12 protein-coding genes are annotated in these 11,973 nt (G+C 53.0%); 11 read left to right on the top strand and 1 reads right to left on the bottom strand.

The window, feature by feature from the left end; translation table 11 throughout:
• The first annotated feature begins 2 nt into the window (after positions 1–2).
• From AB1F12_RS00435 to AB1F12_RS00395, 9 genes are all read left to right on the top strand, one after another.
• Entirely contained in the window at positions 3–755 is a 753-nt protein-coding gene (locus AB1F12_RS00435; protein ID WP_368185731.1) for an SDR family oxidoreductase, read from the top strand.
• Between the two features lie 106 nt (positions 756–861).
• Positions 862–2,130, top strand: coding sequence for an ABC transporter substrate-binding protein (locus AB1F12_RS00430; protein ID WP_368185730.1), 1,269 nt, complete (start codon positions 862–864; stop codon positions 2,128–2,130).
• Between the two features lie 66 nt (positions 2,131–2,196).
• Positions 2,197–3,132, top strand: coding sequence for a carbohydrate ABC transporter permease (locus AB1F12_RS00425; RefSeq protein WP_368185728.1), 936 nt, complete (start codon positions 2,197–2,199; stop codon positions 3,130–3,132).
• Positions 3,129–4,031, top strand: coding sequence for a carbohydrate ABC transporter permease (locus AB1F12_RS00420; RefSeq protein WP_368185726.1), 903 nt, complete (start codon positions 3,129–3,131; stop codon positions 4,029–4,031). The genes AB1F12_RS00425 and AB1F12_RS00420 overlap by 4 nt, the downstream gene beginning before the upstream one ends.
• Entirely contained in the window at positions 4,032–5,138 is a 1,107-nt protein-coding gene (locus AB1F12_RS00415) for an ABC transporter ATP-binding protein (protein WP_368185724.1), read from the top strand.
• Positions 5,138–5,893, top strand: coding sequence for an SDR family NAD(P)-dependent oxidoreductase (locus AB1F12_RS00410; RefSeq protein ID WP_368185722.1), 756 nt, complete (start codon positions 5,138–5,140; stop codon positions 5,891–5,893). Before AB1F12_RS00415 ends, AB1F12_RS00410 begins: the two co-directional genes overlap by 1 nt.
• Before the next feature lie 29 nt (positions 5,894–5,922).
• Entirely contained in the window at positions 5,923–6,675 is a 753-nt protein-coding gene (locus AB1F12_RS00405; RefSeq protein ID WP_368185720.1) for an SDR family NAD(P)-dependent oxidoreductase, read from the top strand.
• A 124-nt stretch (positions 6,676–6,799) separates the two neighbouring features.
• Positions 6,800–7,912 carry a mannitol dehydrogenase family protein gene (locus AB1F12_RS00400; protein ID WP_368185719.1) on the top strand — a complete coding sequence of 371 codons (1,113 nt, stop codon included), beginning with the start codon at positions 6,800–6,802 and terminating at the stop codon, positions 7,910–7,912.
• Positions 7,909–8,886 carry an aldo/keto reductase gene (locus AB1F12_RS00395; RefSeq protein ID WP_368185717.1) on the top strand — a complete coding sequence of 326 codons (978 nt, stop codon included), beginning with the start codon at positions 7,909–7,911 and terminating at the stop codon, positions 8,884–8,886. Before AB1F12_RS00400 ends, AB1F12_RS00395 begins: the two co-directional genes overlap by 4 nt.
• Here the strand turns inward: AB1F12_RS00395 and AB1F12_RS00390 are convergent.
• On the bottom strand, positions 8,883–9,788 hold the full coding sequence (locus AB1F12_RS00390; protein WP_368185716.1) for a GntR family transcriptional regulator: 906 nt from the start codon (positions 9,786–9,788) through the stop codon (positions 8,883–8,885). The genes AB1F12_RS00395 and AB1F12_RS00390 overlap by 4 nt on opposite strands.
• Before the next feature lie 150 nt (positions 9,789–9,938).
• Here AB1F12_RS00390 and AB1F12_RS00385 point away from each other — a divergent pair, with 150 nt between their 5' ends.
• Positions 9,939–10,952: an ABC transporter permease gene (locus tag AB1F12_RS00385; protein WP_368185714.1), complete on the top strand. Its 1,014-nt coding sequence runs from the start codon at positions 9,939–9,941 to the stop codon at positions 10,950–10,952.
• 34 nt (positions 10,953–10,986) lie between these two features.
• Positions 10,987–11,928 carry an ABC transporter substrate-binding protein gene (locus tag AB1F12_RS00380; RefSeq protein ID WP_368185712.1) on the top strand — a complete coding sequence of 314 codons (942 nt, stop codon included), beginning with the start codon at positions 10,987–10,989 and terminating at the stop codon, positions 11,926–11,928.
• Positions 11,929–11,973: the final 45 nt, after the last annotated feature.

Below are 11,973 nucleotides of genomic sequence, written 5' to 3'. Positions count from 1 at the left end.
CGATGACTGTTGCCCCCCCGTTAAAACTTTTGGGAAAAGTTGCTGTCGTGACCGCAGCAGGCCAAGGGATTGGCCGTGCCGTGGCCGAACGATTGCGGGACGACGGGGCAACGGTTTTTGCCAGTGACCTGAACGCTGATTTAATGGCTAATCTGGCTGGCGTTGACAAAACCCAGCTGGATGCGACCGACGAAACCGCTGTGCAAACCTATTTTAGCCGGTTTGATCACATCGACATTCTGGTTCACGCCGTTGGATTTGTTCATCAGGGCACTATCGAACAATGCAGCATCGAAGATTGGCGTAAAACCTGTACCATTACGATGGATAGCGCGTTTCATATCGCCAAAGCTGCGATCCCCCACATGAAGGAAAACGGCGGCAGTCTGACCACAATCGCCTCGGTTGCCAGTTCCCTGAAAGGGTTCCCCAAACGGGCCGCTTATGGGGCCGCCAAAGGGGGCGTCATTGGCCTGACCAAAGCCATGGCCGCAGATTATTTACCAAATAAAATCCGATGCAATGCGGTGTGTCCGGGCACAATTGACAGCCCAAGTTTGCAAGACCGCGTTCAGGAATTGTCGCTAGACTTAGGCAGCATTGAGGCCGCGTGGAATTTCTTCTTAGAGCGCCAGCCATCTGGCCGTTTGGGGACCCCAGAAGAAGTTGCCGCAATCTGTGCATTTCTCGCATCTGATGATGCGGCATTTATCACAGGCCAATGTCTGCAAATCGACGGAGGAATCACAATTTAACATCGCACGGCGTTTTTTTGACGCGCGATGTTCACGTGAACGAAGAATTACGAACGGGTTAAACACCCACCCCAAGTGAATGCGTCATACTGATGAGGAGGATCAAATGACACGAATTTTGAAAACAACATTGGCAAGCGGTGTCGCCGCAATTGCCTTGGCCGCATCCGGAACAGCGATCGCTGAGCCAAAGACAAACATGTTGCACCAATGGCATTCCGGAGCAAATGCCGCAGCCATCAATGTGCTGGGCGAAATGTACACCGCAGCCGGAGGACTTTGGAATCAAACGGCAATTCCGGGCCACACATCCAACACGATTGCACGCCTGCGGTCCGATGTGATTTCTGGCACGCCCCCATCAGCGGTTCAATTGAAAGGTCCGGAAATTGGCGAATGGGCCAATACAGGCCTGACCGCGAACATGAATGATCTGGCGGCAACCGAAGGCTGGGATGATGTTGTCGCGCCAGAACTGGTCAGTGTCATGAGCCCCCATGGTGAATGGGTGGCCGTGCCGATGAACATCCACCGTATTGACTGGATGTGGGCCTCTAAATCCGCGATGGACACAATCGGCGCGACCGAAATGCCCAAAACTTGGGATGAGTTTAACGTTCTGGCCGCGCAAATGGCCGATGCAGGGCTGATCCCTGTTGCCCATGGCGGGCAGGATTGGATCGACGGCACTCTGTTTGAAATTATCGTTCAAGGCATCAGCACCGATCTTTATCGGGCAGCGTTTATTGACCTCGATTTGGACGCGCTTCAGGGCGATGACATGATCGCGGCATTTGACCAATTGCGTCTGATGGTTGGCTGGATGGACCCGGCATTCCCTGGGCGCGGCTGGGAAGAACCCTTAAACATGATGGTCACAGGCGAAGCGGGTTTCTATTTCCATGGGGATTGGGCGATCGGCACCATGAACGCTGCGGGTTACGAACACGGTGTGGACTATCTGTGCGCTGGTGCGCCGATGAATAGTGGTGAACCCGGTTACATCCTGAATTCGGATTCCGTTGTGTTCTTTGAACAGGATGATCCAGAATATATCGAAGGACAGGCCCTGCTGGCGTCCACTATTATGACCCCAGAGTTCCAGCGCGTATTCAACGTTGCCAAAGGGTCCATCCCCGCGCGCATGGATGTTGAATTGGGTGATGAATTCAACCCATGCCAACGTCTGAACCTAGAGGACCTGCGCGCGGCGGCTGAATCAGGCACCGTGGTGCGGTCCATGGCCCACAACATGGCCGTGCCAGAAAAGTTTCGCAAAGCGATGTTCACGGTCATTTCCGAATTCATCACCAGCGATATGAGTTCTGCCGATGCGGCCCGCCAAATGGCCGAAGCCGTCATCAACGAATATTGATCTAAGGGCTTGGGATGGCTGGATTTCTGGCCATCCCGAACAATCCCGTCCTGATCGGAGATCCCAATGTCACATGCCTCTGCCCCGCCAACGTTTAAGCCGCGCCCCAAAGGTCGCGCTGCGCGGATTGCCCAGATCATTCCGTTGGCCGTGCTTTTGCCAACCATCGTTACGACGGGCATTTATATTTTCGTTTTTGTCGGTTGGAACATCTATTTGTCCTTGTCGACGTCCACGCTGCTGCCGGTATATGATTACGCCGGATTTGACGCCTATACGCGGCTCTGGCGCAATCCCCGTTGGACAACGGGTGTCTGGAACCTGGCGCTGTTTGGGGCGCTTTACATCATCTTATCCACCATCGTTGGTATCTTTTTGGCCATTCTCATGGATCAAAAAATCAAAGGCGAAAACCTACTTCGGTCCATCTTTTTATACCCAATTGCGATTTCCTTTGTTGTGACCGGCACCACGTGGCAATGGATTTTGAACCCGTCGACCGGGCTTGAGGCCTTTATGCGTAATCTCGGTTGGGAAAGCTTCACGTTTAGCCTGATTACCAATCGTGAAACGGCACTTTATGCGGTTGTGATCGCCGCCGTCTGGCATGCCTCTGGATTTGTCATGGTGATGGTATTGGCTGCCCTGCGCGGCGTGGATCACGATATGGTCAAAGCAGGTCAGATTGATGGGGCGGGAATGATGAAAATCTATCGCCGGATCATTTTGCCCGCTATCTGGCCGGTGATGATTTCTGTGGTCATTATCCTTGTGCAATTCGCGATCAAGACCTTTGATCTGGTGCTGGCATTGACCCATGGCGGACCGGGTATTTCGACGACCTTTCCGGCCATGTTCGTTTATGACCGCTTGTTTGCAGCAGGCGAGCTGGCCCAAGGCGCCGCCGCCGCAGTCTGGATGCTGATCGGATTGTTCGTAATCTTTCTACCGGTTTTGACCCTGTCTTGGATTGTGCGTCGCCAAAAAGGAGCAACCCAATGACGTTGGTTTCTGAAAACATCCCGGATTTAGACCGCAAACGCCCGCTTGGAGCCAAGAAAATCCTGGGTCGCATTGCGCTCTATTCAACGTTGTTGGTTCTGGCGGCATTTGTTTTGATGCCTCTGGCCGTCATCGCGCTTAACTCCCTCCGATTTAACGAAGATATCCTACGCGAAAGCTTCATCGGATGGCCGAGCCGTTTAACCTTTGAAAACTGGTCCGTCGCATGGGGCGAAGCCTGCATCAATGCCAGTTGCACAGGGGTTAAACCTTATTTTGTGGCGTCCATGTTGATGGTCGTTCCCGCAACGCTGATTTCAACGGCCGTTGGTCTGATCAATGGATTTGCGTTAACCAAATGGAAAATGCCCTTTGCCGGTCTGGTCTTTGTGGCCATCACGATTGGTGTTTTCTTGCCCCCACAAGTTGTGTTGCTGCCTTGGGCCATTACTTTGGCCTGGTTGGGGCTTTCAAAATCCTTGGCGGGTCTGGCACTGGTTCACATCATTCAAGGCACTTGTTTCACCACCCTATTTTGCCGCAATTATCTGATCAATCTACCCGATGACCTGATCAAGGCGGCACGGATCGACGGGGCGGGATTTTTCCGCACGTTTTGGAAAATTGTGGTCCCATTGTCGCCGCCAATCATCATTGTCACGATCATCTGGCAATTCACGTTTATCTGGAATGAATTCCTGTTCGCGGTGACGTTCAGCTCTTCTGATTATCGCCCGATCACTGCTGCGCTCATGTCTCTGAATGCCGATGATACTGGTGTCAGTGAATACGGTTTTGGCTCTGCTGCTGTTCTGATCGCAGCCATTCCCCCCCTCGTTATCTACTTCCTCGGCGGACGCTACTTTGTCCGGGGTCTCACTCAAGGAGCCGTGAAATAAATGGCCAGTCTCAACATTGAAACAGTTTGGAAAAAATACGGCGATGTCATCGCCCTGCGTGATGTGAACCTCGACATTCAGGACGGCGAATTTGTCGTACTTGTTGGACCATCGGGTTGCGGAAAATCCACGCTTTTGTCGATCATCGCCGGCCTCGAAGACAGCTCTTATGGGACGCTGACATTGGGTGATCAGGATGTGACTGAACTGTCTGCCAAGGACCGCAATATTGCAATGGTGTTCCAGTCATACGCTCTTTATCCAACAATGACGGTGCGCCAGAATATTACGTTTGGCATGGAAAATCGCCACGTGCCTAAAACAGACCAGAACGCCGCCGTCGCTGAGGTTGCAAAGCTGTTGCAGATAGAGCCGTTGCTGGATCGAAAGCCCAGTCAATTATCCGGCGGTCAACGTCAACGGGTTGCGATGGGGCGTGCATTGGTGCGCGATCCGCAGCTGTTTTTGTTTGATGAACCCCTGTCAAACCTAGACGCCAAGCTGCGCGTTGAAATGCGGACCGAAATGAAAAAGCTTCATAAACGGTTGGGGCAGACCATTGTGTACGTCACCCATGACCAAGTCGAAGCGATGACCCTGTCGGACCGCATCGTTGTGATGAATGGCGGTGTAGTTCAGCAATTTGCTGACCCGGACACGATTTATCAGAAACCGGCAAATACCTTTGTGGCCGGGTTCATGGGATCGCCATCGATGAATTTCATTCCGGTCGAAATTTCGGGTAACGATCACCAATTGATGGCGACCTATCACAGCCCACAGGGTGATGTTGTGTTTCCAGTAGGTCACCAACACCCTGAATTAGCTGCATATGTTGGAAAAACCGTCACATTGGGTGTGCGTCCTGAACATTTCTTGCCCCCCGAAAACGCTGGGGCGGATATGATCGCATTAAACGTCAATGTCGATGTCGTCGAACCAACCGGGCCGGATACAATGGTGGTTTTTACCTTATCCGGCCTATCGTTGGTTGCTGTATTGCCAGCCAAGTTTCGCCCCGCAGAGGACGAACAAATTAACCTAGCGCTGAACCTTGCCGAGGCGTGTTTTTTCGACGCGGATACAGGTGATCGGATCGCTGTGTGATGCGAGCGAATTCAGCTAAATATCCAAGTTTGGAAAACGCACGTGTTTTCATCACAGGTGGTGCAACAGGGATCGGTGCGGCGATGGTGCGCGCCTTTGTCGATCAGGGCGCGCAGGTTGGATTTATCGACATTGCTGAGGATGCCGGTCAAATGCTGGCGGCAGCGTTGCCGAAAACATGGTTTCGTGTCGTAGATGTCACCAACACCGATGCATTGCGAGCCGCTGTTCATGCATTCATCGCAGACAGGGGCGGCGTGGATGTGTTGATCAACAATGTTGCCAATGAAACGCGACATGATTGGCGGGATGTGACCGAACGCTCCTGGGATCAAACAATGGCGATCAATTTGCGACCGGCTTTTTTCACCATTCAGGCGGTCGCAGATCATATGATCGCCCAGAAATCCGGTTCCGTGATCAACTTTGGTTCCATATCCTGGAAAGCGAAACACGACGGAATGCCCGGTTACACCACGGCAAAGGCAGCCCTGCATGGTCTTACACGGTCGTTTGTGAAACCGTTGGGCATCGCGCATGTTCGGATCAACACAATCACCCCCGGTTGGGTGATGACCGACCGTCAAATGTCAGACCACTTCGATTCCCAAGGCGCACAAATGCTGGCGCAGAACCAACCTTTGGCAGGCCACATACAGCCTCAGGACGCCGCTGCGCTTGCGCTGTTTTTGGCGGCTGATGACAGCGCGATGTGCACCGGCCAAGAATTTACCATCGACGGCGGCTGGTCATAGCCCCCGGTCGCGATTTCAAGGAGACAACAATGAACACACTTGATCTAAACGGACGTCGTGCCGTGATAACGGGGGGCGCACGTGGCATGGGGTTTGCCTTTGCCAAACGGTTTTTGCAAAGTGGGGCTTCGGTCGCTCTCTGGGATGTTAACGACGACGCCCTGCAGCGGGCCCAAAACGCTCTGTCACAATTTGGAAAGGTGATCCACCACCGGGTGGATGTGTCTGATTACAACAATGTCGAACAGGCCGCCGCAGAAGTTGAAGCCGACCTCGGCGGGATCGACCTGTTGGTCAATGCGGCCGGTATTGCAGGGGTTAACACGCCAGTAACAGACTATCCGCTAGAGACATGGAATGCGGTAATGAACGTCAATCTAAACGGCGTCTTTCACACCTCGCGCGCCATTGTGCCAATCATGCAAAAAGGCAATTACGGGCGCATCGTCAACATTGCGTCGATGGCGGGTAAGGATGGCAACCCAAATGCCTCTGCCTATTCAGTATCCAAGGCCGGGGTGATCGGATTGACCAAAAGCCTCGGTAAGGAATTGGCCACCAGCAATATCCGGGTCAACGTGGTCTGCCCTGCTGTAATCAAAACCGAAATGCTGGACGACGTCACAGAGGAACAAATTGGGTATATGCTCGCTAAAATTCCGATGGGCCGTATGGGAACGGTAGAAGAAATTGCATCAATGGTGGGATGGATGTGCAGCGAGGAATGTTCCTATTCAACAGGGGCTGTGTTTGATTTATCCGGCGGTCGCGCCACTTACTAATTTCCGACGGCACCGTATTTTTGGAAAATATGGTGCTGTTTGGACAGCTTGCGCGCCGCTGCTTGACTTGCTTTGTTTTATATAATTAAAAACAAATATCTCGTCTGACAAGGAAGCCCCGTCCATGCGCACCCCTATTCTTCAGTTTGGTACCAGCCGATTTTTGCAGGCTCATGCCGACCTATTCATTTCGGAGGCGATGGCAGAAGGTCAGGATGTCGGCCCAATCACCGTTGTCCAAAGCTCTGGCGACGTAAGCCGTGCCCAGCGCTTGGACGGATTGGCCCACCCGTTTCCCGTTCAAATAGAAGGGCTGATAAACGGCGAACAATCTTCGACGCTCACCTATGTGAACAGCATCAAACGCACGCTATCAACGGCGGGTGATTGGCAGAAAGTGATCGACGTTTTCGTCAACGAGGCTGAAATCGTTTTATCAAACACGGGTGATGCCGGTTTTCTGGCGCGACCCAGTGATGAAAACCCGGTTTTTGATCAATCCATGTCCTATCCTGCAAAATTGATGTTGCTGCTGCGTCAACGATTTGAACAGGGGGCCAAGCCCATTCAGATCATGCCAATGGAACTGATCACAAACAACGGTGACACGCTAAAAGCGCGGGTGTTGGAATTGGCGAACGGCGCGAAAGCAGACTTTGTTGATTATCTAAATACCGATGTTCACTGGGTAAATTCCCTCGTGGATCGGATTGTATCACAGCCGCTGGAACCCGCTGGGGCCGTCGCAGAACCCTACGCATTATGGGCCATCCAAGACCACGCAAATCTGCGCGCGCCCTGCCGCCACCCGGCGATCCAAATTGTCCCATCTCTTGAAACGATAGCATCACTCAAGCTTTTTGTTCTGAATTTGGGGCACAGTTTTTTGGCCGATCGCTGGATGCAAACAAACGGTGTGCCTGATCTATTGATGCGCGACGTGATGAATATGTCGTCCGAAAAAACAGCACTGATCCAGATGTTAAAATCAGAGGTCGCCCCTGCTTTTGGCGCGGCAGGGCTGGCAGATGAATTCACCCCCTATTTGGCAACAACGCTTGATAGGTTTGCCAATCCGTTCCTGGAACATCGCATATCTGACATCGCCCAAAACCATTCCCAAAAGGTAGAGCGCCGCATGGGCGCATTGCTAAAATGGGCCGCGTCAAAGGGTGACTTTTCGGAAAAACCCACCTTGTCCCGCATCGTCAATCGCCAACAGAAAGCAACATCATGACCTTTCCGCGCAATCCAATTGGCAACACCGGTATTGAGGTGACGACGCTCTCTTTTGGGGGATCAAGCTTGGGCAATTTAGGGGGCGTTGTCAGCGATGCGGATTGCAACGCGGTCATGGACGCTGCGTGGTCATCGGGCATTCGATATTTCGACACAGCGCCCCATTACGGACGCGGATTGTCGGAACAGCGCATGGGCCAGTATTTGCGCACAAAACCCTGGAATGCCTACACAATTTCATCCAAAGTTGGCCGTGTTTTAACCCCCGGCACGCAACAATCCGACGCCGATGGGTTTGTGAACCCTCTGCCCAACGACGTGCATTACGACTATTCCGCCAAAGGGATACTTGCCAGCTTTGATGGCAGTTGCGACCGTCTGGGCGTTTCGAAAATCGATATCGTATTTGTGCATGACATTGGGGATTTAACACATGGCAAACAGGCAGGCGCACGACATCTGGCCGATCTGTTTGACACCGGCTTGCCCGCGTTACACGACCTAAAGGCCCAGGGGCGTATCGGCGCCATTGGGTTGGGGGTTAACGAAACCCAAATCTGCCTAGATGTGATGAAATCCTTCCCGCTTGATGTCATCCTATTGGCCGGACGCCTAACGCTATTGGATCGCGACGCTGAAAACGAATTGCTAGATGTCTGTGCCCAAAACGGAACCCAGTTGATACTGGGCGGTATTTTCAATTCTGGCATTTTGGCCACCGGCCCCGTGGATGGCGCAACCTTTGATTACGCCCCCGCATCGCCCGAAATTCGCGATCAGGTCGCAACGTTGCAGACCCAAGCCGAGGCGGTCGGCCTGACATTGGCGCAGGCATCCATCCAATTCGCGCTGCGTCACCCGGCTGTGATTTCAACGTTGATTGGCACGGGCAAAGTGCGCTCTCTTATTCGAAACTTAGACGCTGCAAAGCTGACTTTGACGCCCGACGCCGTCCAGTTTGTCACACGCTAAAGCGCATGGGCGTTGGCCTTTAGGGAATTTAGCAACGTGAGTTTTGACGTCGTTAAATGCGCCTGCGCCGCGGCAACGGCACGATCCGCATTCCGGCTCATGAGAGCGTCAATATAAGCCAAATGTTCGCGTATGGCGTCTTCGTTGCGAATACGTTCATCGGCCTTGTTCCATTGAAAATGATAGTGGAACACAAGGGAAATGACCTTTTGGAACTCTTTGACAAACCGGTTTGTAACCACGCCATTGATGGCTTCGTGGAATGTCTCATCGAGCTGAGAAAAGTCGTGGTAATCCACGTCGATGCGATCCAACAACGACAGGTGTTGCTGCTTCAACTCGGCCAACTGGATCCAGATGGGATGGTCGTCCGACAGCGTCACCAAATGACGTACCGAGTTCAGCTCTAACACCGTTCTGAAATCTGACAATTCCACCGCATATTCCGCAGTGAAGCCCAGCAAAACCCAACCCCCCCGCGGACGGCGGGCGACAATTCCGAACCGGCTGAGCGACGAAAAAAATTCCTGCAATGTATGGGCGGCAACGGTGAAATTTTTGGACAATTGCGCGATATTCAAAACGGTTCCGGGCGGCACATCCATGCGCAAAACCCAATCCAAAAACCGGCCTTCCAGTTCTTCGATCGTTAATAATGATTCCGGCATCGCCAGTTGGTCATCATCAACCGACCGCCGGGTCACCACCTTTTCGCGTCCGTTCAACGCGATGATGCCTTGCTCGTTTAACTTGGCTAAAACATGCCGGATCACGGTACGGCTGACGCCAAACTGAGTTGCCAGCGCGTTTTCGGACGGTAGAAACTGTCCAATTTTCATTTGGTCACAATGCGTTAACATCTGCCCATGCGCGGTGATAAAACGGGTGTTTGTGCGGGCCATTTACGCTCTTTTCCTCTTAGTCTTTGGGCGGTTTATATCGGTTTTTTTGATCTGTGCAAAAATAATTAAAAACATTTGACGCTGACAAGAACGCTGATTACGGTTTATTATTATTAAAGCCTAAGCGGGCTTTTTAGGAGAATACCAACAATGCCCGACGCCCCAAAACCCCAACGTTTACGGTTCTTGCCAACAGGTGCAACCCTGCACAAGCTGTCTGCCTTGATGACGTTGTTGTTGCTGATTTTGGCCTTTTCGTTCACCAGCCCAGCCTTTTTGTCCATCAACAACGGGCTGACCGTGCTGTTGCAGACCACTGTGATCGGGTTGCTCGCGATTGGCATGACAATGGTCATTATTACCGGTGGCATCGATCTGAGCGTCGGCTCCGTTCTGGCGTTGTCCGGGGTCGTTACCGGATTGGTCATCAAGGCAGGCCTTCCGGTTTTGCCCGCCATGGCGCTTGGGATTTTTACCGGTGCGCTATGTGGGTTTGTGAACGGGCTGGTGATCACCAAAATGCGGATTACGCCGTTTGTAGCGACCCTGGGAATGATGATGATCGCCCGCGGGATTGCACTGCAATTGACGGGCGCCGCACCGATCAGTCGGTTGGGCGACGCCTTTGGGAAACTTGGCAATGGGTCGTTTTTTCGCATCGTTGAAATGCAGGATAACGGTTTTCCCAAGGTCATTTTCCCCGGCATCCCCTATCCTGCGGTTCTGCTGTTGGTTGTGGCGATCTTTGGCGCTTATCTGCTGCAAAAACGTCAAATCGGGCGACACATTTTTTCCGTCGGCTCTAACGAAGAGGCCGCGCGGCTGTCAGGCGTCAACGTGATCCGCACCAAAATCTGGGCCTATACCGCATCCGGTGCCTTGGCGGGGTTGTCAGGCATGGTTTTGATGTCCCGTCTGGTCACCGTGCAACCCAACGAAGGCGTCATGTACGAACTGGACGCCATCGCCGCATCTGTGATTGGTGGCGCATCCCTGATGGGCGGTGTTGGGTCGATTTCCGGCAGCATGATCGGCGCGTTCATCATCGGCGTTCTTCGAAACGGCCTGAACATGGCCGGCACATCCGCATTCATTCAGCAGATCATCATCGGGGTTGTCGTCATCGGCGCCGTTTATATCGATCAGATCCGCAACCGAAACTAACCAAATCAATAAGATCTTCACCAGGGAGGAAACCATGAAGAAACTTATCTCAACCGCAGTCGCGACCAGCGTGATTGCCCTATCCGCATCCTTTGCCACGGCTGGCGAAATTGCAGTGATCGTCAAAACCACCAATTCCAGTTTTTGGCAGAACGTCAACAAAGGTGCGACCGCCGCCATCGCAGGCCATGCTGAACACACAATGACGTTCAACGGTCCTGCCTCTGAATCTGCCATCGCAGACCAAGTGGCGCTGGTTGAAAATGCGATCAACCGGGGTGTGGCGGCGATTGTACTGGCCCCATCCGACCCAGAGGCTCTGGCCCCCGTCGTTCAACGCGCCTACGAAGCTGGCATTCCCGTTGCCATCATCGATAGCGGTTTGGCCGAGGGCAGCGAGCAGTATTACCAAACGTTCCTGTCCACCGACAATTGCGCCGCGGGCGAACAAGCCGCGCAATTGATGATCGAGTCAGCCGGGTCCACAGGCAAAGTGGCAGTGATGTCCTATGTGGCAGGTGTTGGCTCTGAAATCGGGCGGGTTGGTTGCTTTGTTGATTATCTGGGCGACAATTCGGACATCGAAATCGTTGGGCCGTTCTATTCGCAATCCCAAATGGCGACTGCATTGAACCAAACCACCGATATTCTGGCTGCCAATGGCGATTTGGTCGGGATCTTTGGTGCGAACGAACCCACAGCGATCGGCATGGGCCGCGCAATCGAACAGGCGGGCAAAGCCGGTCAGATCACGGCAATCGGCTTTGACGGCAATGCCGACCTGCAGGACATGGTCAAAAGCGGCACATTGCTATCCACCGCCGTTCAGGGGTCATTCCAGATGGGTGAACTGGGCGTGAACGCGGTCGCCGACATTCTGGCGGGCAACTCAGTGACTGACTTTATCGACACAGGCGTCGTGATGGTCACAGCCGACAATATCGACACACCCGTTGCTCAAAACGTTCTCTACTAAACAGCTTTGGTCAGCGTTTTAACGGCGCTGACCATCACATTTCAT

The organism is Aestuariibius sp. HNIBRBA575, from assembly GCF_040932005.1.
In the GTDB taxonomy this organism is placed as follows: domain Bacteria; phylum Pseudomonadota; class Alphaproteobacteria; order Rhodobacterales; family Rhodobacteraceae; genus CANLNM01.
Note: the sequence above shows the minus strand (reverse complement) of the source record. Positions and strands in the feature narration are given on the sequence as shown.

Bases quoted from the DNA above. Each gene is read 5' to 3' on its own strand.
- AB1F12_RS00435 (WP_368185731.1), top strand. From the start codon at position 3: ATGACTGTTGCCCCCCCGTTAAAACTTTTGGGAAAAGTTGCTGTCGTG.
- AB1F12_RS00430 (WP_368185730.1), top strand. From the start codon at position 862: ATGACACGAATTTTGAAAACAACATTGGCAAGCGGTGTCGCCGCAATT.
- AB1F12_RS00425 (WP_368185728.1), top strand. From the start codon at position 2,197: ATGTCACATGCCTCTGCCCCGCCAACGTTTAAGCCGCGCCCCAAAGGT.
- AB1F12_RS00420 (WP_368185726.1), top strand. From the start codon at position 3,129: ATGACGTTGGTTTCTGAAAACATCCCGGATTTAGACCGCAAACGCCCG.
- AB1F12_RS00415 (WP_368185724.1), top strand. From the start codon at position 4,032: ATGGCCAGTCTCAACATTGAAACAGTTTGGAAAAAATACGGCGATGTC.
- AB1F12_RS00410 (WP_368185722.1), top strand. From the start codon at position 5,138: ATGCGAGCGAATTCAGCTAAATATCCAAGTTTGGAAAACGCACGTGTT.
- AB1F12_RS00405 (WP_368185720.1), top strand. From the start codon at position 5,923: ATGAACACACTTGATCTAAACGGACGTCGTGCCGTGATAACGGGGGGC.
- AB1F12_RS00400 (WP_368185719.1), top strand. From the start codon at position 6,800: ATGCGCACCCCTATTCTTCAGTTTGGTACCAGCCGATTTTTGCAGGCT.
- AB1F12_RS00395 (WP_368185717.1), top strand. From the start codon at position 7,909: ATGACCTTTCCGCGCAATCCAATTGGCAACACCGGTATTGAGGTGACG.
- AB1F12_RS00390 (WP_368185716.1), bottom strand. From the start codon at position 9,788: ATGGCCCGCACAAACACCCGTTTTATCACCGCGCATGGGCAGATGTTA.
- AB1F12_RS00385 (WP_368185714.1), top strand. From the start codon at position 9,939: ATGCCCGACGCCCCAAAACCCCAACGTTTACGGTTCTTGCCAACAGGT.
- AB1F12_RS00380 (WP_368185712.1), top strand. From the start codon at position 10,987: ATGAAGAAACTTATCTCAACCGCAGTCGCGACCAGCGTGATTGCCCTA.